This is a genomic window from Cupriavidus sp. SS-3, from assembly GCF_035818815.1.
Classification (GTDB): Bacteria; Pseudomonadota; Gammaproteobacteria; order Burkholderiales; family Burkholderiaceae; genus Cupriavidus; species Cupriavidus taiwanensis_C.
The window spans coordinates 294,830-317,415 of record NZ_JAYLVT010000004.1 but is presented as its reverse complement, the minus strand read 5'-3'; the positions used below and the strand labels follow the sequence as shown (position 1 = coordinate 317,415).

Annotated in this window: 19 protein-coding genes; 18 read left to right on the top strand and 1 reads right to left on the bottom strand. The window is 66.1% G+C overall.

Annotation, left to right across the window (positions count from 1 at the left end; translation table 11 throughout):
• Positions 1 to 256: 256 nt before the first annotated feature.
• From U9J39_RS09265 to U9J39_RS09205, 13 genes are all read left to right on the top strand, one after another.
• The gene (locus tag U9J39_RS09265) at positions 257 to 3,109 is read left to right on the top strand and encodes a 2-oxoglutarate dehydrogenase E1 component (RefSeq protein ID WP_115709951.1); all 2,853 of its coding nucleotides are present in this window, start codon (positions 257 to 259) and stop codon (positions 3,107 to 3,109) included.
• Positions 3,110 to 3,196: 87 nt separating this feature from the next.
• The gene (gene odhB, locus U9J39_RS09260) at positions 3,197 to 4,444 is read left to right on the top strand and encodes a 2-oxoglutarate dehydrogenase complex dihydrolipoyllysine-residue succinyltransferase (protein ID WP_326346952.1); all 1,248 of its coding nucleotides are present in this window, start codon (positions 3,197 to 3,199) and stop codon (positions 4,442 to 4,444) included.
• A gap of 102 nt (positions 4,445 to 4,546) precedes the next feature.
• Complete coding sequence (gene lpdA, locus U9J39_RS09255; RefSeq protein WP_115709947.1) at positions 4,547 to 5,971, top strand: dihydrolipoyl dehydrogenase; 1,425 nt, start codon at positions 4,547 to 4,549, stop codon at positions 5,969 to 5,971.
• A gap of 88 nt (positions 5,972 to 6,059) precedes the next feature.
• Complete coding sequence (gene zapE / locus U9J39_RS09250) at positions 6,060 to 7,157, top strand: cell division protein ZapE (RefSeq protein WP_115680496.1); 1,098 nt, start codon at positions 6,060 to 6,062, stop codon at positions 7,155 to 7,157.
• Positions 7,158 to 7,259: 102 nt separating this feature from the next.
• Complete coding sequence (locus tag U9J39_RS09245) at positions 7,260 to 9,851, top strand: heavy metal translocating P-type ATPase (RefSeq protein ID WP_326346951.1); 2,592 nt, start codon at positions 7,260 to 7,262, stop codon at positions 9,849 to 9,851.
• Between the two features lie 2 nt (positions 9,852 to 9,853).
• Complete coding sequence (gene ccoS / locus U9J39_RS09240; RefSeq protein WP_010809469.1) at positions 9,854 to 10,000, top strand: cbb3-type cytochrome oxidase assembly protein CcoS; 147 nt, start codon at positions 9,854 to 9,856, stop codon at positions 9,998 to 10,000.
• A 151-nt stretch (positions 10,001 to 10,151) separates the two neighbouring features.
• Positions 10,152 to 11,600: a cytochrome-c oxidase, cbb3-type subunit I gene (ccoN, locus tag U9J39_RS09235; RefSeq protein WP_326346950.1), complete on the top strand. Its 1,449-nt coding sequence runs from the start codon at positions 10,152 to 10,154 to the stop codon at positions 11,598 to 11,600.
• Positions 11,601 to 11,618: 18 nt separating this feature from the next.
• Complete coding sequence (gene ccoO, locus U9J39_RS09230) at positions 11,619 to 12,278, top strand: cytochrome-c oxidase, cbb3-type subunit II (protein ID WP_115709942.1); 660 nt, start codon at positions 11,619 to 11,621, stop codon at positions 12,276 to 12,278.
• Positions 12,279 to 12,281: 3 nt separating this feature from the next.
• Entirely contained in the window at positions 12,282 to 12,446 is a 165-nt protein-coding gene (locus tag U9J39_RS09225; protein ID WP_010809472.1) for a cbb3-type cytochrome oxidase subunit 3, read from the top strand.
• A 2-nt stretch (positions 12,447 to 12,448) separates the two neighbouring features.
• Complete coding sequence (gene ccoP / locus U9J39_RS09220) at positions 12,449 to 13,366, top strand: cytochrome-c oxidase, cbb3-type subunit III (protein WP_111517746.1); 918 nt, start codon at positions 12,449 to 12,451, stop codon at positions 13,364 to 13,366.
• Between the two features lie 49 nt (positions 13,367 to 13,415).
• A complete protein-coding gene (ccoG, locus tag U9J39_RS09215) occupies positions 13,416 to 14,888 on the top strand; it encodes a cytochrome c oxidase accessory protein CcoG (RefSeq protein WP_326346949.1) in 1,473 nt (490 codons plus the stop codon).
• 43 nt (positions 14,889 to 14,931) lie between these two features.
• Positions 14,932 to 15,141, top strand: coding sequence for a FixH family protein (locus U9J39_RS09210; RefSeq protein ID WP_115709938.1), 210 nt, complete (start codon positions 14,932 to 14,934; stop codon positions 15,139 to 15,141).
• Positions 15,138 to 15,383, top strand: a complete 246-nt coding sequence (locus U9J39_RS09205) for a hypothetical protein (protein WP_326346948.1) — start codon at positions 15,138 to 15,140, stop codon at positions 15,381 to 15,383. The genes U9J39_RS09210 and U9J39_RS09205 overlap by 4 nt, the downstream gene beginning before the upstream one ends.
• Before the next feature lie 54 nt (positions 15,384 to 15,437).
• Here U9J39_RS09205 and fnr read toward each other — a convergent pair whose 3' ends face one another.
• Positions 15,438 to 16,163 (bottom strand): fumarate/nitrate reduction transcriptional regulator Fnr, encoded by a 726-nt coding sequence (gene fnr / locus U9J39_RS09200; RefSeq protein WP_018007730.1) that lies wholly within the window; start codon positions 16,161 to 16,163, stop codon positions 15,438 to 15,440.
• A gap of 77 nt (positions 16,164 to 16,240) precedes the next feature.
• On the opposite strand from fnr, the gene U9J39_RS09195 reads away from it, so the two are divergent.
• The 5 genes from U9J39_RS09195 (at position 16,241) to nusA (ending at position 22,571) form a co-directional block, all read left to right on the top strand.
• Positions 16,241 to 16,999: a sulfite exporter TauE/SafE family protein gene (locus U9J39_RS09195; protein ID WP_115709935.1), complete on the top strand. Its 759-nt coding sequence runs from the start codon at positions 16,241 to 16,243 to the stop codon at positions 16,997 to 16,999.
• Between the two features lie 586 nt (positions 17,000 to 17,585).
• Positions 17,586 to 18,422, top strand: a complete 837-nt coding sequence (gene scpB / locus U9J39_RS09190; protein WP_326346947.1) for an SMC-Scp complex subunit ScpB — start codon at positions 17,586 to 17,588, stop codon at positions 18,420 to 18,422.
• A gap of 5 nt (positions 18,423 to 18,427) precedes the next feature.
• Positions 18,428 to 20,308: a 23S rRNA pseudouridine(2605) synthase RluB gene (gene rluB / locus U9J39_RS09185; protein ID WP_326346946.1), complete on the top strand. Its 1,881-nt coding sequence runs from the start codon at positions 18,428 to 18,430 to the stop codon at positions 20,306 to 20,308.
• A 302-nt stretch (positions 20,309 to 20,610) separates the two neighbouring features.
• On the top strand, positions 20,611 to 21,099 hold the full coding sequence (gene rimP / locus U9J39_RS09180) for a ribosome maturation factor RimP (protein ID WP_018007726.1): 489 nt from the start codon (positions 20,611 to 20,613) through the stop codon (positions 21,097 to 21,099).
• Positions 21,096 to 22,571, top strand: a complete 1,476-nt coding sequence (nusA, locus tag U9J39_RS09175) for a transcription termination factor NusA (protein ID WP_012353109.1) — start codon at positions 21,096 to 21,098, stop codon at positions 22,569 to 22,571. Before rimP ends, nusA begins: the two co-directional genes overlap by 4 nt.
• Positions 22,572 to 22,586 lie beyond the last annotated feature (15 nt).

Genomic DNA, 22,586 nt, shown 5'->3' with positions numbered 1-22,586 from the left:
GCGAAAAGTCCACATTGATCAAACGCAATCCGTGCTATCCTTACCGGCGTGAAGACTTAAGGTCCTTCCCCGCACAACTTGCCCTTTCGCGCCTTGTGAGGCGGCCATCGCATGCGGCACCCTGGTGGTGCCGTTTGCGTAAGTGCCTCCACAGGCTCCCAAGAGTTGTTTGCGATCCGCTAACCGGTCAAGCCGTGTCGCGGAAGGTTGAATAACCCGCTGAACTCCGGCAGACCCGGAGAAAAGTGAGCGTCCCATGATGCAGCAGTATCAGAGCAATTCGTACCTCTTCGGCGGTAACGCCCCCTATGTCGAAGAACTGTACGAAGCCTACCTCCAGAACCCCGCCTCGGTTCCCGACAATTGGCGCGCGTACTTCGACGCCATGCAGAACGTTCCCGCCGTCGACGGCTCGAACGGCCGGGATATCGCCCACGCTCCCATCGTTGCCTCGTTCGCCGAGCGCGCCAAGCAAGGTCCCATCCGCACCATCGTTGCATCGGCCGATTCCGACATGGGCCGCAAGCGCGTCGCTGCCACGCAGCTGATCGCCGCCTACCGCAACATCGGTTCGCACTGGGCCGACCTGGACCCGCTCAAGCGCCAGGAGCGTCCGCCCCTGCCGGATCTGGACCCCGCCTTCTACGGTTTTTCCGAAGCCGATCTCGATATCGTCTTCAACGCCAGCAATACCTACTTCGGCAAGGAGTCGATGAGCCTGCGCGAGCTGCTCAACAACCTGCGTGAAACGTACTGCGGCACCATCGGCTTCGAATTCATGTACGTGAGCGACCAGGCGCAGAAGCGCTGGTGGCAGGAGCGCCTGGAAACCACGCGTTCCAAGCCGGTGTTCACGCTGGAAAAGAAGAAGCACATCCTGGACCGCCTGACCGCGGCTGAGGGCCTGGAGCGCTTCCTGCACACCAAGTACGTCGGCCAGAAGCGCTTCTCGCTCGAAGGTGGCGAAAGCTTCATCGCCGCCATGGACGAGCTGATCCAGCACGCCGGCAGCAAGGGCGTGCAGGAAATCGTGATCGGCATGGCCCACCGCGGCCGCCTGAACGTGCTGGTGAACACCCTGGGCAAGATGCCCGCCGACCTGTTCGCCGAATTCGAAGGCAAGCACGTCGACGACCTGCCGGCCGGTGACGTCAAGTACCACAAGGGCTTCTCGAGCGATGTCTCGACCGAAGGCGGCCCCGTCCACCTGTCGCTGGCGTTCAACCCGTCGCACCTGGAAATCGTCAACCCGGTGGTCGAAGGCTCGGCCAAGGCCCGCCAGGAACGCCGCGGCGAAGTCGGCCACAAGGAAGTGCTGCCGGTGCAGGTGCACGGCGACGCCGCCTTTGCCGGCCAGGGCGTGGTGATGGAGACGCTGAACCTCGCGCAGACCCGCGGCTACGGCACGGGCGGCTCGATGCACATCGTCATCAACAACCAGATCGGCTTCACCACCTCCGACCCGCGCGACGCCCGTTCGACGCTGTATTGCACGGACGTGGTCAAGATGATCGAGGCCCCGGTGCTGCACGTGAACGGCGACGACCCCGAAGCCGTGGTGTACGCCATGCAGCTGGCGGTGGACTTCCGCATGGAGTTCAAGAAGGATGTCGTGGTCGACATCATCTGCTTCCGCAAGCTGGGTCACAACGAGCAGGACACCCCCGCGGTCACGCAGCCGCTGATGTACAAGAAGATCGCCCAGCACCCCGGCACGCGCAAGCTGTACGCCGACAAGCTGGCCGCGCAAAACCTCGTCCCGGCCGATTTCGGCGACGAGAAGGTCAAGGAATACCGCGCCGCGATGGACGCCGGCAAGCACACCGCCGATCCGGTGCTGTCGAACTTCAAGAACAAGTTCGCCGTCGACTGGATGCCGTTCCTGAACCGCAAGTGGACCGACGCCGCCGACACCGCCGTGCCGGTGACGGAACTGAAGCGCCTGGCCGAACGCATCACTACTACGCCCGAGACGCTGAAGCTGCACCCGCTGGTGGAGAAGGTCGTCAAGGACCGCGCCAACATGGGCCGCGGCGACCAGCCGCTTGACTGGGGCATGGGTGAGCACCTGGCCTTCGCCTCGCTGGTGTCGTCGGGCTACCCGGTGCGCATCACCGGCCAGGACGCCGGCCGCGGCACCTTCACCCACCGCCACGCCGTGCTGCACGACCAGAACCGCGAGCGCTGGGATGCCGGCAGCTACGTGCCGCTGCAGAACGTGTCGGAAAACCAGGCACCGTTCACGGTGATCGACTCGGTGCTGTCCGAAGAAGCCGTGCTGGGCTTCGAGTACGGCTACTCTGCCGCCGAGCCGAACGCGCTGGTGATCTGGGAAGCCCAGTTCGGCGACTTCGTCAACGGCGCCCAGGTGGTGATCGACCAGTTCATCTCGTCGGGTGAAGTGAAGTGGGGCCGTGCCTCGGGCCTGACGCTGATGCTGCCGCACGGCTACGAAGGCCAGGGTCCGGAACACAGCTCGGCGCGCATCGAGCGCTTCCTGCAGCTGTGCGCGGATCACAACATGCAGGTCTGCCAGCCGACCACGCCGGCCCAGATCTTCCACCTGCTGCGCCGCCAGATGATCCGCCTGTTCCGCAAGCCGCTGGTGATCATGACGCCGAAGTCGCTGCTGCGTAACAAGGATGCGGTGTCGCCGCTGTCCGACCTGGCCAAGGGCCATTTCGAGACCGTCATCGGCGACCACGAAGAACTGAACGCCAGCAAGGTCAAGCGCGTCATCATGTGCTCGGGCAAGGTGTACTACGACCTGGTCAACACCCGCAAGGAACGCGAGGCCAACGACACCGCGATCATCCGCCTGGAACAGCTGTACCCGTTCCCGCACAAGGCGCTGGCCGCGGAACTGAAGAAGTACCCGAACGCCAACGAGATCCTGTGGTGCCAGGACGAGCCGCAGAACCAGGGCGCCTGGTTCTTCGTGCAGCACTACATCATGGAAAACATGACGGACGGCCAGAAGCTCGGTTATGCCGGTCGCCCCGCTTCGGCTTCGCCGGCGGTGGGCTACTACGCAAAGCACAACGAGCAACAGAAGGCGCTGCTGGACGCGGCCTTCGGCAAGCTCAAGGGCTTTGTTCTGACCAAGTAATCAGTCGGCAGCCACGGCGGCGCGCGCAGGCGCCCCGTGGCCTCGCCAGCATCAAGACAACACGCATAACACGAGGAATTCACCACCATGGCTATCGTTGACGTCAAGGTTCCGCAACTCTCCGAATCGGTCGCCGAAGCGACCATGCTCAACTGGAAGAAGAAGCCAGGCGAAGCCGTTGCCCAGGACGAGATCCTGATCGAAATCGAAACCGACAAGGTCGTGCTGGAAGTGCCGGCCCCGTCGGCAGGTGTGCTGTCGCAGATCGTCAAGAACGACGGCGACACCGTGGTGGCCGATGAAATCATCGCCAAGATCGACACCGAAGCCACCGCTGGCGCCGCCGCCCCGGCCGCCGCCGCTCCGGCTCCTGCCGCCGCCGCGCCGGCCCCGGCCGCTGCCGCCGCTCCGGCCGCCGCCGGTGCCGTGGCCATGCCGTCGGCCGCCAAGCTGATGGCCGAAGCCGGCCTGTCGGCTGGCCAGGTTGCCGGCACCGGCAAGGACGGCCGCATCACCAAGGGCGACGCGATTGCCGCCGCCGCCGCTCCGGCCGCCAAGGCAGCGCCGGCTCCGGCCGCGGCCAAGCCGGCCCTGCAGCAGGTTTCGGCCCCGGTCGACTTCGCCGCCCTGGGCGACCGCCCGGAAGAGCGCGTGCCGATGAGCCGCCTGCGTGCCCGCATCGCCGAGCGCCTGCTGCAGTCGCAAGCCACCAACGCCATCCTCACCACCTTCAATGAAGTGAACATGAAGCCGGTGATGGACCTGCGCAACAAGTACAAGGACCGCTTCGAGAAGGAGCACGGCGTGAAGCTGGGCTTCATGTCGTTCTTCGTCAAGGCCGCGGTGCACGCGCTGAAGAAGTTCCCGCTGATCAACGCCTCGATCGACGGCAACGACATCGTCTACCACGGCTACTTCGACATCGGTATCGCCGTCGGTTCGCCGCGTGGCCTGGTGGTGCCGATCCTGCGCAACGCCGACCAGATGAGCCTGGCCGACATCGAGAAGAAGATCGCCGAGTTCGGCGTCAAGGCCCGTGACGGCAAGCTGTCGCTGGAAGAGCTGAGCGGCGGCACCTTCTCGATCTCCAACGGCGGCGTGTTCGGCTCGATGCTGTCGACCCCGATCATCAACCCGCCGCAGTCGGCCATCCTGGGCGTGCACGCCACCAAGGACCGCCCGGTGGTGGAAGACGGCCAGATCGTGATCCGTCCGATGAACTACCTGGCCATGTCCTACGACCACCGCATCATCGACGGCCGCGAAGCCGTGCTGGGCCTGGTCGCCATGAAGGACGCACTGGAAGATCCGGCGCGCCTGCTGCTGGACCTGTAACAGCCGGTCCCTCCGCGCACGCCAGTGCGTGCGCGGGGAGCGCGCTCCCGTGATCACGGCGCGCCGGCACGCGTTGCAGCCGGCGCCCAACAAGGAATTTCCATGAGCAAACAATTCGACGTGCTGGTGATCGGCGCCGGCCCCGGCGGCTATATCGCCGCCATCCGTGCCGGCCAGCTGGGCCTGAACGTGGCCTGCTGCGAAGGCAATGCATATGACGATCCCAAGGGCGAAGCCCGCCTGGGCGGCACCTGCCTGAACGTGGGCTGCATCCCCTCCAAGGCGCTGCTGGCTTCCTCGGAAGAGTTCGAGAACGTCCAGCACCACCTGGGCGACCACGGCATCACCGTGGGCGACGTCAAGGTCGACGTGGCCAAGATGCTCAAGCGCAAGGACGATATCGTCGGCAAGATGACCAAGGGCATCGAGTTCCTGTTCCGCAAGAACAAGGTGACGCTGCTCAAGGGCTACGGCAAGTTCGTCGGCAAGAGTGCCGAAGGCTTCCAGGTCGAGATCGCCGGTGAAGTGGTGACCGCCAAGCAGGTCATCATCGCCACCGGTTCGAAGGCCCGCCACCTGCCCGGCATCACCGTCGACAACGACCTGGTCAGCGATAACGAAGGCGCGCTCAAGTTCCCCGCAGTGCCGAAGAAGCTGGGCGTGATCGGCGCCGGCGTGATCGGCCTGGAGCTGGGTTCGGTGTGGCGCCGCCTGGGTTCGGACGTGACCGTGCTGGAAGCGCTGCCCGCCTTCCTGGGCGCCGCCGACGAAGGCGTGGCCAAGGAAGCGCAGAAGCAGCTGACCAAGCAGGGCCTGAAGTTCAGCCTGGGCGTGAAGGTGGACGAAGTCACCACCGGCAAGAAGGGCGTGACGGTCAAGTACACCGACAAGGATGGCGCCTCCCAGACGCTGGAAGTCGATCGCCTGATCGTGTCGGTCGGGCGCGTGCCGAATACCGACAACCTGGGCCTGGACGCAGTCGGCCTGGCGGTCGACCAGCGCGGCTTTATCGAGGTGGACGACCATTGCGCCACCAAGGTGCCGGGCCTGTGGGCCATCGGCGACGTGGTGCGTGGCCCGATGCTGGCGCACAAGGCCGAGGACGAGGGCGTGGCCGTGGCCGAGCGCATCGCCGGCCAGAAGCCGCATATCGACTACAACTGCGTACCGTGGGTGATCTACACCTTCCCGGAAATCGCATGGGTAGGCAAGACCGAAGCCCAGCTCAAGGCCGAAGGCCGCGAGTACAAGGCCGGCCAGTTCCCGTTCATGGCCAACGGCCGTGCGCTGGGCATGGGCCACGCCGACGGCTTCGTCAAGATGCTGGCGGATGCCAAGACCGACGAGATCCTGGGCGTGCACATCGTTGCCGCCAACGCCTCGGACCTGATCGCCGAAGCCGTGGTGGCGATGGAGTTCAAGGCCGCCAGCGAGGATATCGGCCGCGTCTGCCATCCGCACCCGTCGATGTCGGAAGTCATGCGCGAAGCCGCGCTGGCCGTCGACAAGCGTCAACTCAATATGTAAGGCGCATGTCCGCCGCTGCCTGAGTACCGGCGCGCCGTCCTGCGGCGCGCCGTTTTCACTTGCGGCCCGTGCCGCGTGAGCCCCGAGCATGAACGTCACCGAGTACTACGAGAAGGAACTGAAGGAGCGCGGCTACCAGTCCGACGAGGCCCAGCTGCGCGCCGTGGCCCGGCTGCAGCAGTGCTACGACGAATGGGTCGCCTACAAGGGGCGCCGCAACAACGCGCTGAAAAAGCTGCTGGTGCGCCCCGATGTGCCGCAGGGCGTCTATATGTGGGGCGGGGTGGGGCGCGGCAAGTCGTTCCTGATGGACAGCTTTTATACCTGCGTGCCGGTGGTGCGCAAGACGCGGCTGCATTTCCATGAATTCATGCGCGAGGTGCACCGCCAGCTGGAAGAGCTGCGCGGCCGTCCCGACCCGCTCGACGAACTGGCCAGGCGCATCGCGCGCCGTTTCCGCCTGATCTGCTTCGACGAATTCCATGTCAGCGACGTCGCCGACGCGATGATCCTGCATCGCCTGCTGCAGCAGCTGTTCGACAACGGCGTGCAGTTCGTGATGACCTCCAACTACCGGCCCGACCTGCTGTACACCGATGGATTGCACCGCGACCGCGTGCTGCCCGCCATCGCGCTGCTGCAGCAGAAGCTGGACGTGCTCAATGTCGATGCCGGCATCGACTACCGCAAGCGCGCGCTGGAACAGGTGCAGGCCTACCACACCCCGCTGGACGCCAAGGCCAACTCGGCGCTGCGGGATGCCTTCACTTCGATTGCCGGCGTCGCCGACGAGTCGCCGCTGCTGCATATCGAGCATCGCGAGCTGCGCTCGCTGCGCAAGGCCAACGGGGTGGTGTGGTTCGACTTTGCCACGCTGTGCGGCGGCCCGCGCTCGCAGAACGACTACCTGGAACTGGCCTCGCAGTTCCATACGGTGATCCTGTCCGACGTGCCGCGCATGACGCCGCGGATGTCGTCCGAGGCACGCCGCTTCACCTGGCTGATCGACGTCTTCTACGACCACAAGGTCAAGCTGCTGATGTCGGCGGAAGTGCCGGCCGACGAACTCTATACCGAAGGCCAGATGGCCAACGAATTCCATCGCACTGTGTCGCGCATCATCGAGATGCAGTCGCGCGAGTACCTGGAATCCGAGCGCCGCACCATGGATACGACGCTCACCTGACCGTGTTCCAGGCCCGGGGCGACGTACCCGGGCCGCCTTGATCTATATCAAGTTGAAATCGGGGGCCGGCCTATATCCTCGACGGGGTAGAAAAAGGTCCCCATGTCGCCGCCCCCAGCCACCAGTCCTTCCGTCAGCATGCTGGCGCCATTTCCGCCGCCCGGCGGGCACGATGGCGCGGACATGGCTGCGCGCGGCGCCGGCGCGGCGCTGGCCTGCTTCCACTGCGGGTTGCCGGTCACCGATGCCGAACCGCTCGCCGCCGACCTGGACGGCAGCCGCCGCGTATTCTGCTGCGGCGGTTGCCAGGCCCTGGCGCAGACCCTCCATGCGGCCGGCTTTGCCCACCTGTACGGCGACGAAGCCCGCTTCGCCCGGCCCATCGACGACGATGCTCGGCGCCAGGCCGAGCCGGTCTGGGCTGCCTACGATGCCCCGGAACTGCGCGCGCAATTTGTCCGCCCGCTCGACGGCGGCCGCGCCGAGATCACGCTGGCTCCCGAGAATATCCGCTGCGCCGCCTGCGCGTGGCTGATCGAGCAGCATCTGTCGCGCCAGCCGGGCGTGGAATCGGCGGTCGCCAATGTCGCCACGCGGCGCGTGGTGGTGCGCTGGCGTGACGACGCCCAGACGGTGTCGGGGCTGCTGGCGGCGCTGGCCGGCATCGGCTACATGGCCTGGCCCTTCGAAGTCTCGCGCACCGACCTGCAGGACCGCCGCGCGCGTCGCGGCCTGCTGATGCGCATGGCGGTGGCCATGCTCGGCATGATGCAGGTGATGATGTACGCGTGGCCGATCTATACCCACGAAGCCACCATCGATCCCGGCCAGCTGCAGCTGATGCGCTGGGCCAGCTTCGCGCTGACCTTGCCGGTGGTGTGCTATGCCGCCTCGCCGATCTTCGCCGGCGCCTGGCGCAGCCTGCGCCAGCGCCATATGGGCATGGACGTGCCGGTGGCGATCGGCGTCGCCGCGGGCTTTGCCGCCAGTGCGCTGGCCACGGTGCGCGGCGTGGGCGAGGTCTATTTCGATTCGGTGACGATGTTCGTCGCCTTCCTGCTGCTGGCCCGCTACCTGGAACTGCGCGTGCGCCAGGCCTCGCGCAGCGGTGCCGAAATGCTGGCGCGCCAATTGCCCGCCACGTGCGAACGCCTGGCCACGGCCGGTGCGGCGGGCGAGCGCATCCCGGTCGCGCGACTGCGCGCGGGCGACCTGATCCGCGTCAAGGCGGGAGAGATCGTCCCGGCGGACGGCGCGGTCACTTCGGGTACCAGCGCACTCGATGAATCCATGCTGACCGGCGAAAGCCGCCCGGTGCGCCGCTGCGCCGGCGACACCGTGCTGGCCGGCAGCTTCAATACCGCCAGCCCGCTGGAACTGCGCGTGACCCGCGTCGGCGCCGGCACCCGCCTGGCCGAGATCGTCGCGGTGCTGGACCGCGCGCTGGCCGAGAAGCCGCGCCTGGCGACACTGGCCGACCGCGTGGCGGGCTGGTTCGTGGCGACGCTGCTGGTGCTGGCGGCACTGACCGGTATGGTCTGGGGCCTCTGGATCGATCCCTCGCGGGCCTTGCTGGTGACCATCGCGGTGCTGGTGGTCAGCTGCCCGTGCGCGTTGTCGCTGGCTACGCCGGCGGCACTGGCCGCGGCCGGCGCGGCGCTGTCGCGGCGCGGCGTGCTGCTGGCGCGCGGCCACGCGCTGGAAACGCTCGCCCGCGTCACCGACGTGGTGCTCGACAAGACCGGCACGCTGACCGAGGGCCGCTTTGCCGTGGCGGCGGTCGAGCCGCTGGGAGACGCCGATTCCGCTCGATGCCTGACGCTGGCCGCAGCGATGGAGCGTGGCGGCGAGCATCCGATCGCGCGCGCGCTGGTGGCGGCGGCGCCCGATCTGACCGGCCTGCCGCTGCACGTCAGCGACATGCGCAACGTTCCCGGTGCCGGTCTCGAGGCGGTGGTCGCGGGCCGCCGCCTGCGCCTCGGCCGCGCCGATTTTGTCTTGGCGCTGGGCGGTGCTGGCCAGCCTGCGCCGGCCGCTGCCGACAACCTTAAGCATCCCGGCGCCACGGTAGTCTGGCTGGGCGCCGAGACCGGCGCGCTGGCGCGCTTCGTGCTGGCCGACGTCGAACGCCAGGAAACGCCGATGCTGCTGGCACGCTTGCGCGAACTGGGCGTGCGCTGCCACCTGGTATCGGGCGACAACATGGCGGCGGTGCACTGGTGGGCCGCGCACTTCGGCATCGAGCGCATGGCCGGCGAGGTCACGCCCGAAGGCAAGCGCGACTACGTGGCGCGGCTGCAGCAGGACGGGGCCGTGGTGCTGGCCGTCGGCGACGGCATCAACGACGCGCCGGTGCTGGCGCAGGCGCAGGTATCGATTGCGATCGGCAGCGGCGCGCCGCTGGCCCAGGCCGGCGCGGACGCGGTGCTGACGCACGGCGGCGTGGCCGAGATCGCGACGGCGCTGGCCGTGTCGCGCCAGACGCGCCGGGTGGTGCGCCAGAACCTGGGTTGGGCCTTTTTCTACAACGTGGTCGCCATTCCGCTGGCGGCGACCGGGCTGGTGACGGCGTGGATGGCGGGCATCGGCATGTCGCTGTCCTCGCTGCTGGTGGTCGCCAATGCCTGGCGCCTGCTGCGCGCCGGCAAGCCGCGGCGCACGCCGCGGCCTACCTCGCGGCATAACGGAGCCTGACGATGGAAACGCTTTACCTGCTGGTGCCGATGAGCCTGGTGCTCGTGGTGGTCATCGCGGGCGCGCTGTGGTGGGCGCTTCATGCCGGGCAGTACGACGACCTGGACCGGCCTGCCGAATCGATCCTGCTGGACAACGACAAGCCGTGAGCCCGCGGCGCGTGCCTCGGACCGGAGCCGCGCGCGCAGGTTCAAGACGTGCCCGGAGCGGCTTGATAAAGATCAACGCACCCGTGGCATGGTTTTTCTAAAGTCACACTATCAGTAGGTTTTTTATTTTCTCTAAGCTTTGGGGGTCTGAATGGATGTCACTGCCGCGTCTTCACGCGTCGACACCTTCAATTACGGCGTCGTAAGACAGTTCGCTGTCATGACGGTAGTCTGGGGGATCGTCGGCATGGCCGTCGGCGTGCTGCTGGCAGCACAGCTGATCTGGCCCGAACTCAATTTCAATACACCGTGGCTGTCGTTCGGCCGGCTGCGTCCGCTGCATACCAATGCGGTGATCTTCGCCTTCGGCGGCAGCGCGCTGTTTGCCACCTCCTACTACGTGGTCCAGCGCACCTGCCAGGCGCGCCTGTTCTGCGGCCCGCTGGCCGCATTCACGTTCTGGGGCTGGCAACTGGTCGTCGTCGCGGCCGCCATCACGCTGCCGTTGGGCATCACCAGCTCCAAGGAATACGCCGAACTCGAATGGCCCATCGACCTGCTGATCACCGCGGTCTGGGTGGCCTACGCGATCGTGTTCTTCGGCACCATCGTCAAGCGCAAGACCCGGCATATCTACGTCGCCAACTGGTTCTTCGGCGCCTATATCCTGACCATCGCGCTGCTGCACATCGTCAACAACATCGAGATGCCGGTGTCGCTGTGGAAGTCCTACTCGGCCTATGCCGGCGTGCAGGACGCGATGATCCAGTGGTGGTACGGCCATAACGCGGTCGGCTTCTTCCTGACCACCAGCTTCCTGGGGATGATGTACTACTTCATTCCCAAGCAGGCCGAGCGCCCGATCTTTTCCTACCGCCTGTCCATCGTCCACTTCTGGGCGCTGAACTTCACCTACATGTGGGCCGGCCCGCACCACCTGCAGTACACCGCGCTGCCGGACTGGGCACAGTCTCTCGGCATGGTGTTCTCGCTGATCCTGCTGGCGCCGTCGTGGGGCGGCATGATCAACGGCATCATGACGCTGTCGGGCGCCTGGCACAAGCTGCGCACCGACCCGATCCTGAAGTTCCTGGTGGTGGCGCTGTCGTTCTACGGCATGTCGACCTTCGAAGGCTCGATGATGTCGATCAAGACCGTCAACGCGCTGTCGCACTACACCGACTGGACCATCGGCCATGTCCACTCCGGCGCGCTGGGCTGGGTCGCGATGATCTCCATCGGTTCGCTCTACTACCTGATCCCGCGGCTGTTCGGCGAGAAGCAGATGTACAGCGTGCGCCTGATCGAATGGCACTTCTGGATCGCGACCATCGGCGTGGTGCTGTATATCGCCTCGATGTGGATCGCGGGTGTGATGGAAGGCCTGATGTGGCGCGCCACGCAGCCGGACGGCACGCTGACCTACGCCTTCGTCGAAGCGGTCAAGGCCAAATATCCGTTCTATCTGATTCGCCTGCTGGGTGGCATGTGCTTCCTGTCCGGCATGCTGCTGATGGCCTACAACATCGCCAAGACCATCGTCGGCAAGCCCGCCGTGGATGCGCCGATTCCGGCCAGCATCGCCGCCTCCGCCCACTGATCAATCCAGGATAGAAAGATGTCCGACAAACAACGCTTCTTTTCCCACGAAACGCTGGAGAAGAACATCGGCTGGCTGATCATCTGCACGATCCTCGTGGTCAGCATCGCGGGTCTGGTCCAGATCGTGCCGCTGTTCTTCCAGCACTCCACCACCGAGCCGGATCCGGGCATCACGCCGTATTCGCCGCTGCGGCTGATGGGACGCGATATCTATATCCGCGAAGGCTGCGTCGGCTGCCACTCGCAGCAGGTGCGCACGCTGCAGGCCGAGACCGAGCGCTACGGCCATTACTCCACCGCCGGTGAATCGGTCTACGACCATCCGTTCCTGTGGGGCTCCAAGCGTACCGGCCCCGATCTGGCGCGCGTGGGCGGACGCTACTCCGACGACTGGCAGCGCATCCACTTGCGCAACCCGCGCGACGTGGTGCCGGAATCCGTGATGCCGTCGTACCCGTGGCTGGAGAAGGCCGAGCTGCCCACCAACGATATCCAGGCGCGCATGCGCGCGCTGGTCAAGCTGGGCGTGCCGTACACCGACGCCGACATCGCAAAGGCGCCGGGAGAGCTGAAAGGCAAGACCGAGGAAGACGCGCTGGTTGCCTACCTGCAGGGCCTCGGCACCAACCGTCGCAACGTGCGCGTCGATGCCGCCGCCGCGGCACCGAAGGAGTAAGCCATGGCCATGATCACCGCCATCGCGACCGTCGTGTCCATGGTCGTTTTCCTCGGCATCTGCTGGTGGGCCTGGTCCGCCGGCCGCCAGGCCGCCAACCGCGAATCCGCCATGCTGCCGTTCGCGCTGCCTGACGAAACTACGACAACATCGAGCCGGAACACCTAGCCATGAGCGATTTCATTTCCGATTTCTGGAGTTACTACATTGCCGCCATCGCGCTCATCGGCATCGTCTGGTGCGTATGGCTGCTGTTCTCCCAACGCAAGATCACCAAGACCCCAGGCGGCACGGAAGATACCGGCCATGTCTGGGATGGCGACCTGCGTGAACTGAACAACCCGCTGCCGCGCTGGTGGATGTGGATGTTCCTGCTGGCCTGCATTTTCGGCCTGGCCTACCTTGTGCTGTATCCGGGCCTGGGCTCGTACGCCGGCGTGCTGAAGTTCTCCACGCAGGGCGAACTGGCCGCGCACCGCGCGGCGCAGGAACGCATGCAGAACGAGATCTACGGCAAGTACCTGAAGATGGACGTCAAGCAGGTGGCGGCGGACCCGCAGGCACGCGAGATCGGCCAGCGCCTGTTCCTGAACTACTGCGCGCAGTGCCATGGCTCCGATGCGCGCGGCAGCCGGGGCTTCCCCAACCTGACCGACAACGACTGGCTGTACGGCGGCGAGCCCGAGACCATCAGCCAGACCATCGCCAAGGGCCGCAATGGCGTGATGCCGCCGTTTGGCGCTGTCATCGATGCCAAGCAGGCGGGCGACGTGGCGCAGTATGTGCGTTCGCTGTCCGGGCTGTCGTCGGATCCGATCCGCGTGTCGCGCGGCGAGGGCGCGTTCAAGACCACCTGCGTGGCCTGCCACGGCGCCGGCGGCAAGGGCAACCAGGCCCTCGGTGCGCCGAACCTGTCGGACAATGTCTGGCTCTATGGCAGCTCGGAAGCCAGCATCGTCGAGGCCATCCTGAAGGGCCACAACAACCATATGCCGGCACACGAGGAAATCCTGACGCCCGAACGCATCCGCATGCTGACGGCCTATGTGTGGGGGTTGTCCAATACGGGAGGCGGAGCCGGGCAATGATCGACGACTCATGTGAGCGAGCGCTCGAGGCTCGCGGGAGAACTCGCCCATGAATGCGCCCGGGACCGAAGAAGTGGCCCGGGCGGCCGACCTGCAACGGTCGGCCGCTGCGCCGGGCGAGACCTCGGAAGAAACCCTTTACGAGGTCCGCCGCAAAATCTATCCGCGTTCGGTGAAGGGCGCGTTCTCCAGCTGGCGGGTCTGGCTGGTGATCCTGACCCAGCTGATCTACTACGGCACGCCCTGGCTCCAGTGGAACGGACGCCAGGCCGTGCTGTTTGACCTTGGCGAGCGCAAGTTCTATATCTTCGGGCTGGTGCTGTGGCCGCAGGACGTGATCTACCTGGCGGTGCTGCTGGTCATCTCCGCGCTGGCGCTGTTCCTGTTCACGGCGATCTCGGGACGGCTGTTCTGCGGCTACGCGTGTCCGCAAACGGTCTACACCGAGATCTTCATGTGGATCGAGCGGCGGGTCGAAGGCGACCGCATCGCCCGCATCCGCCTCGACGGGGATCCGTGGAGCCTGCGCAAATTCCGCATCAAGGCAACCAAGCATTTCCTGTGGGTGCTGATCGCACTGTGGACCGGTTTCACGTTCATCGGCTACTTTGCGCCGATCCGCGAACTGGGCGGCGAGGTACTGGCGCTGACGCTGGGCCCCTGGCAGGCATTCTGGATGCTGTTCTACGCGTTCGCCACGTGGGGCAACGCAGGCTTCATGCGCGAGCAAGTATGCAAGTACATGTGCCCCTACGCGCGTTTCCAGAGCGTGATGGTGGACCGCGACACCTTTGTCGTGACCTATGACGTCGGCCGCGGCGAGCCGCGCGGCAGCCGCTCGCGCAAGACCGACCATCACCAGGCCGGGCTTGGCGATTGCGTCAACTGCAGCATCTGCGTGCAGGTGTGCCCGACCGGCATCGACATCCGCGATGGCCTGCAGTACGAGTGCATCGGCTGCGGCGCCTGCATCGACGCCTGCAACCAGGTCATGGACAAGATGGACTACCCGCGCGGGCTGATCCGGTACACCTCGGAAAACGCAATGCGCAAGGGCCTGTCCGCTGCGGCATCGCGCAAGCGCCTGCTGCGTCCGCGCGTCATCATCTACTCGGTGATCTGGGTGGCGCTGCTGGCGGGGTTCATGGCGTCGATCATGCTGCGCACGCCGCTGAAGGTCGACATCATCCGCGATCGCGGTGCGCTGGGCCGGGAGGTGGAAGGGCGCTGGATCGAGAACGTCTATCGGCTGCAACTGATCAACACCACCGAGGCGCCGATGCAGATCCGCGTGCGTGCCGACAGCGATGAACTGAAGGACCTGACGGTCGAATACGACAAGCAGGCCGAATCGCTGGCGCCAACCTCCAACCGGCTGCTGCCGATCCGCATCCGCGTGCCGATAGAGGCCGCCAGGCAAGGCACGCACAAGATCAACGTAACAGTAACGAGCGAAGGCACGGAGCAGGGGCATGCTGAAATTCGGCAATCCACCAGTTTTATCGTGCCGCGCGATTTGTGAAGCTAGGCGACTCACACGTAGTCGCCAGGACGAAGGGGGCAAGATGAGTCAGCAAGGCAATCCGTGGTGGAAGGAACCGTGGCCATGGCTGCTGATGGCCGGTCCGCTGGTGGCCATGGTGGCGTGCGGCGTGACGATCTGGCTGGCGTCGGCACACCCCGACCTGCCGGTGCAGGGCGCGGCGCGGCATGGCCTGGTGGTCGAGAAGGTGGAAGCGGTGGCGCCCAAGTCCGCGGCAGCGAGGCAGCCATGAGGTTGCGCTGGCTGATGTGGGTGCTGTGGCCGGGCTTCCTGATGGCGGGTCTGGCGACGGCGACGGTTTTTTCCGTCGTCGATCCGGGCGACCTCAAATTCTTCGGCCATCCGATCGAATCGTCGCGCGAGTCGGTCTATACCGTCGGCTTCCTGCTGGCGTGGGTGTTCTGCGCGTTGTCCAGCGGGCTGACGCTGTGCACCATGCCGACGCGGCTGGCGGATACGGACGAACTGGAATAGGGAAGGACTATCGCGTTGCCGGCGCCGCAGGCGGCGCGGCAACGCCGCGGTGGCTCAGCAGCTACGGCTGTAGAGTTGCTTGATGCCGTCGATGTCGATCAGCTTGACATGCCGTTGGCGGATCTGGATCAGCCCGGCCTCGGCAAAGCGCGAGAACAGGCGACTCACGGTCTCGAGTTTCAGCCCGAGGTAGCTGCCGATCTCTTCGCGGCTCATGCGCATCACGAACTCGGACGCCGAATAACCGCGCGCCGACAGCCGTTCCGACAGGTTGATCAGGAAGGCGGCGAGGCGTTCCTCGGCGCGCATCGAGCCGAGCGTGACCAGCATCAGCTGGTCGTGCGTGATTTCCTTGCCCATCAGGCGCAGGAACTGCTGTTGCAGCGAAGGCAGGTCGGCGGACAGCGTCTGCAGATCGTTCATGCGGACCACGCATACCTCGGTATCTTCGAGTGCGGTCGCATCGGATGCATGCTGCATCTCGCCCAGGCCGTCGAGGCCGACGATTTCACCGGGCAGGTGGAACCCGGTAATCTGCGAGCGTCCGTCTTCGGTGGTGACATGCGTCTTGAGCGTACCGAAGCGGATGGCGTAGACCGCGGTGAGCGGGTCACCCATGCGGTAAAGGGTTTCCCCCTTGTGCACGCGGATGCGTTCCTGCACCAGCGTGTCGATCTTGGCAAGGTCTTGCTGCGACATGCCAACCGGGAGGCACAGCTGTCCCATCGCACAGGTGGAGCAGCGGGGCGACATCTCGGTAATGGGGATGGAAGTGAGCAATTGGAACCTGCTAGAAATGGCAGCGGGGCACGATATGGGCATTTTACCGTGCGATGTGATCCGGCAGGGAGACAGAATTGACATTTGGAGTATTGATCAGCGTTTTCCTGCTCGCTCTGCTGGGCGGCGTGCACTGCGCCGCCATGTGCGGCGGCGTGGCGCTGGCCGTGGAGCAGCGGCGCGGCAAGGCAGCGCCGGTCAGCCTGGTGCGCAGCCGCACTGCATGGCTCGGCGAGTTACTGTTGATGCACTTTGGCAGGATTACCACCTATATGCTGCTCGGGGCGGCGCTGGGCGCCGCGGGCGCCACCGCCTGGAAGCAGGACTACCTGCCAGTGCAGCGCTGGCTGTTCGGCGCCGGCAGCCTGATGCTGCTGTGGTCGGGCTGGCGCCTGCTGCGCGGCAGTACCTTTACCGTGAACTGGCTGGAGCGGCTGGCGGCGCGTGCCGGCGCTGCGGTGGCCGGGCGGCTCGGCGGCGTCGCCGGCGCGTTGCCGGCCTTCGTGCGGGCGCGCGGCGGGCTGGCCCGGCGTTATGGCGTGGGCCTGGCCTGGGGGCTGGTGCCGTGCGGCATGGTCTACGGTGCGCTGACGCTGGCGCTGCTGGCGGGCAATGCCGGCTCGGGCGCGCTGGTGATGGGCGTGTTCGGGCTTGGCACGCTGCCGAACCTGCTGGTGCTGTCCGGGCTGTCCGGCTATCTGAGACTGTGGTCGCGGCGACCGGGCGTGCGCCTGGGCGCGGGCCTTGCCGTGATGGCGTTCGGCGGGCTTGGCATTGCGCGAGCGGTGCTGCTGCCACATTCGCTGGCGGAACAGGGCTTTTGCCTGGTGTTTTGATGCCCCATGCGGCATCCTGCGGCGCCGGCACCCCGCGCAAGCAGGATGATGGTTGCAGGCGGAGCCGGGAATGCCATACAATCGCCAGCATTGCGGTATCGCGCGGAGTCAGACAGGCTGCGGTAAGCAGCGGCGATCAGCGCCTGGCGGTCTTCCTATCCGAAGGTGCGCTCGGGACGCGGGAAGCGGAAGGCTTTCGATGAGCGCCAGTCCCCGCGGTCCATCCGGTTCAAAAGATCTGGTTCAAAAGTCCGGTTGGCGCTGCGGCGTGGTAGATGCCGGCCTTGCTCCCGATACCCGTATTTTCTTGCGTCCGAGGCGTTCAGTTCGCCGACCGCGATGTCCGTTTGTGCGGACGAGCGACGCAAGAGGTTCGCTGGCCGATCCATGACGGCATGCGGACGATCTCCTGCCGGAAGCCCCGGCAACTCGATGCAAAGAATGGGAAGTGCACGGCCTGGGTACGGCAAGTATCCGGCTCGCTGCGCAATGAGATGGCGGTGGCTTTGGCACCGCTGTATCCAAAATCTCCGGTGCCCCGGATCCGTCCGGGAGCAGGTGCAAAGACAGGCTGCACACCATCAACATGAATACCCAAGAGGCGAAGATCGTCCTCGAGACGGCGCTGATCTGCGCGCAGGAACCGTTGCGCGTCAACGATCTGCGCCGCCTGTTCGACGATGACGTCGGCGCAGACACTATCCGCGTGCTGCTGGACGAACTGCGCCAGGATTGGCGTCCGCGCGGCGTGGAGCTGGTGGCGCTGGCAAGCGGCTGGCGGTTCCAGAGCCGGCCCGAAATGCGGGAATACCTCGACCGCCTGAATCCGGAAAAACCGCCAAAATACTCGCGTGCGGTGATGGAGACCCTGGCGATCATCGCCTACCGCCAGCCGGTGACCCGTGGCGATATCGAGGAAATCCGCGGTGTGACGGTCAGCACGGAAGTGATCAAGAAGCTCGAGGACCGCAGCTGGATCGAGGTCATCGGCCATCGCGACGTGCCGGGTCGCCCGGCGCTGTATGCCACCACCAAGGCCTTCCTGGACGACCTCGGGCTGCGCACGCTGGACGAGCTGCCGCCGCTGGAAGACGCTCAGGCGCAGGCACAGGCCGCCTTGCTGGAGCAGCAGGCGATCAACTTCGAAGACCTGGCGGCGAACAAGCCGGCCAGCGCCGACGAGGAAGCCTTTGCCGAGCCGGTCACGCCGGCCGATACATCGTCAGCGGCCGAGAGCGCGCCCGCGCGCGAAGACGGTGCCGATGGCTTTGACGCGCAGCCGGCTGCCGAGACGGTGGTTGAGGCCGGTGCGGGCGATGCCACCGAATCGGCTGCAACCCCTCCGGACGGGGCGCGGGACCAACTGCCTGAAGACGGCACCCCGCCGCACCCGAGCGAGCACGACGAGCGCGTGCCGAACTGAACAACATGCAACATCCGATAGTGAATATCTTGTCTGATTCCGTTGAGCAAGACGCCCGCCACGCGGGCGCATCCGCCGACACCGGCGCCGCAGAACCCGGAACGGGCAGCGACGCCGCGCCCCGCCGCAAGGGGCTGCGCCGCGGTCTGAGGAACCTGGTGGCATCGCGCCGCCAGGCCGCGCAGGACCGCGCCGAGGGCGCCGAAGGCGCCGGCGCGGCCGGCCAGGGCGATGCCGGCGAGGCAGGTGCCGCCGCCAGCGCGGGCGCCGCCGGTGCCGGGCGTGGCGGCCAGCGCGGCCGCGGCAAGCGCAAGACGGGCCAGGGCGAAGGCGGGCAGGGCAGCCAGGGCAGCCAGGGCGGCAGCAAGGCAGACAAGATCGACCGCGCGGCCCGCGCCGAAGGCGCCGACAAGCCGGAGCAGCCTGGCCGCAAGCGCAAGCAGGCCCCGCGCAGCGGCAAGCCCGCGCCCACCGGCGACACCCAGGGCGCCGGCGCGCGCCAGCAGGGCCGGCGCAAGGATGGCGGCAAGCCGCAGGCACCGCGCAAGGGCCAGGCCGGCGCCGACAAGTCCGCGGCGGGCAGCGAAGACCTGTTCCGCTTCGTCATCTCCGAGCAGTACGACAGCGAAGACACCGTCATCCCGCGCACCAAGGCCAAGCCCGTGCGCGAGCTGTCTGCCGATGACGACGCGCCCAAGCTGCACAAGGTTCTGGCCGAAGGCGGCCTGGGCTCGCGCCGCGAGATGGAAGAGCTGATCCTGCAGGGCCGGGTCTCGGTCAACGGGCTGCCGGCCCATATCGGCCAGCGCATCCTGCCGGCCGACCAGGTCCGCGTGAACGGCAAGCTGATCCACCGCAAGGTGTCGACCAAGCCGCCGCGCGTGCTGCTGTATCACAAGCCTGCCGGCGAAATCGTCAGCCAGTCGGATCCGGAAGGCCGCCCGACCGTGTTCGACAACCTGCCGCGCATCAAGACCGGCAAGTGGGTCGCGGTGGGCCGCCTGGACTTTAACACCGAAGGCCTGCTGATCTTCACCACCTCGGGCGATATTGCCAACCGGTTCATGCATCCGCGCTACGGCGTCGAGCGCGAATACGCGGTGCGCACGCTGGGCGAGCTGGCCGAAGCCGACCGCCAGCGCCTGCTGCACGGCATCAAGCTGGATGACGGCGAGGCCAACTTCCTGCGTATTGCCGACGGTGGCGGCGAAGGCGTCAACCATTGGTACCACGTGGCCCTGACCGAAGGCCGCAATCGCGAAGTGCGCCGCATGTTCGAGGCGGTCGGCCTGACCGTGTCGCGCCTGATCCGCACCCGCTACGGCCAGTTCCTGCTGCCGCGCGGGCTCAAGCGCGGCCGCTGGCAGGAAGTCGAGCCGAATGACGTCAAGGCGCTGATGACCAGCGTCGGCCTGAAGGTGCCGGGCAAGGGCGAGCAGGCGCCCAAGGGCGCCACCAAGGTGGGCGGGCGCAAGCAGCGCACCGAGGCGGCGATTGCCGGCATGCCGATGCATACCGGCATGGACGGCCTGCCGCGCTTCGAGCAGGGCGGTCCTCGTGGCGGCGGCGGCAGCCGCAGCAGCCAGCCGGATCCGATGAAGACGTCGATGGGCTATATCAGCCACGGGCCGACGTTGCTGACCTCGCACGCCGCGAACCTCGGCGGGGGCCGCGGCGCCGGTGCGCGCCAGGGACGCGGCGGCGGTACTGGCATGGGCGGCATGGGCGGTGCCAGGGGGCAGGCCGGCCAGGGGCAGGGCAAGGCCCGACGCGGCGGTGGCGAGGCCAATGGCAACGTGATGCCGAAGGCAGCCAAGGCGGGTGGCAACCGTTCGCAGCGTGGTGGCAGCGGCAATCGTGGTGGCAACCGCGGCGGCAATCGGTAAGCGCCGTACGCGGCGCATGGCGGGCATAACGCCTGCCGGCGCCGCATGCGGTCCGCGGTAATGTCTGGCTTTTGCCTTTTCGACATAATCCGCGTATAATTCAAGTCTATTCAAAAAGCCATCCTCGTCCGAGGATGGGCGAATGATGGGCATTGCGCCCATTTTTTTTTGGTTCGCCCGTTTTCGGTGCTTCCGCCTGGGGCGGAAGGGGTGGCGGACAGGCAGCGCTGCAGCAGGGTCGTCCCGGACGGCACCGGCGGGTTTGCCTGCCACGGTGTTGATGGCCATTACTCGGGATAACAGTGCATCTGGCAGATTTGATCGAAACCACCCTAAGCGGCATGGGATATGAGCTGGTCGAGCTCGAGCGTGCCCCGGCCGGATTGCTGCGTGTCTATATCGATCAGCCTGAAACCGGCATTGCCATCGAGGATTGCGAAAAGGTGAGCCGCCAGCTCACCCACGTGTTTACGGTCGAGAACGTCGACTATGAACGCCTCGAGGTCTCGTCGCCCGGACTGGACCGGCCGCTGAAGAAGCTGGCCGACTTCATCCGCTTTGCCGGCGCGGAGGCGCGCGTGACGCTGCGCCTGCCCGTCAACGGACAGAAGAACTTCACAGGCATCCTGCGCGAGCCCACCGGCGCCGCGGGCGAAGAGAAGATCGGCCTGGAGTTCGAGGGCAAGGATGGCCCGGCGCTGCTGGAATTTGCCGTATCCGATGTCGACAAGGCACGCCTGGTGCCGGTGATCGACTTCAAAGGAAATCAAAGAAAAGGGAACAAGCAATGAGCCGCGAAGTTCTGTTGCTCGTCGATGCGCTTGCGCGTGAGAAGAACGTCGACAAGGATGTGGTATTCGGTGCCCTGGAGGCGGCGCTCGCCTCGGCCACCAAGAAGCGTTTCGAGGAAGACGTGGATATCCGTGTCGCGATCGATCGCGAGTCGGGCGAGCATGAAACCTTCCGCCGCTGGCTGGTCGTTCCCGACGAGCTGGGCCTGCAGGAGCCGGACAAGCAGATCCTGCTGTTCGAGGCCCGCGAGGAAAACCCGAGCATCGAGCTGGGTGACTATATCGAGCAGCAGATCGAGTCGGTCGAGTTCGGCCGCATCGGCGCGCAGGCCGCCAAGCAGGTGATCCTGCAGCGCATCCGCGATGCCGAGCGCGAGCAGATCCTGAACGACTACCTCGATCGCGGCGAAAAGATCATGACCGGCACGGTCAAGCGCGCCGACAAGAAGGGCCTGATCGTCGAGTCTGGCCGCGTCGAGGCGCTGCTGGCCCGCGACCAGATCATCCCCAAGGAAAACCTGCGCACCGGCGACCGCGTGCGCGCCTATATCCTGAATGTCGACCGCGCCGCGCGCGGCCCGCAGATCGAACTGTCGCGTACCGCGCCCGATTTCCTGATCAAGCTCTTCGAGAACGAAGTGCCTGAAATGGAACAGGGCCTGCTTGAGATCAAGGCGGCTGCCCGCGACCCGGGCGTGCGCGCCAAGATCGCGGTGGTGGCGCATGACAAGCGCATCGACCCGATCGGCACCTGCGTGGGCGTGCGCGGCACGCGCGTCACCGCGGTGCGCAACGAGATCGGCGGCGAGGCGGTGGATATCGTGCTGTGGTCCGAAGACCCGGCGCAGTTTGTGATCGGCGCGCTGGCACCTGCGCAGGTGCAGTCGATCGTGGTCGATGAAGAGAAGCACAGCATGGACGTGGTGGTCGACGAGGAAAACCTCGCCGTCGCCATCGGCCGCAGCGGTCAGAACGTGCGCCTGGCGTCCGAGCTGACCGGCTGGCAGATCAACATCATGACGCAGGAAGAATCGGCGCAGAAGCAGGCCGAAGAGAGCGATGTCGTGCGCAAGCTGTTCATGTCCAAGCTGGACGTGGATGAGGAAGTCGCGGACATCCTGATCGAGGAAGGCTTCTCCACGCTGGAAGAAGTGGCTTATGTCCCCATCAGTGAAATGATGGAGATCGAGGCCTTTGACGAAGACACCGTCAACGAGCTGCGCAATCGCGCGCGTGATGCGCTCCTGACGATGGAACTGGCCCGGGAAGAAAAGGTGGAAGAGGTGTCGCAGGACCTGCGCTCGCTCGACGGCCTCAACCCGGAACTGATCGGCAAGCTGGCCGAAGGCGATATCCATACGCGTGACGACCTGGCCGAACTGGCCGTGGACGAGCTGGTCGAGATGACCGGTGTCAGCGAGGAAGAAGCCAAGTCGCTGATCATGAAAGCACGGGAACATTGGTTCAACTGAGGGACACGCCCTGGC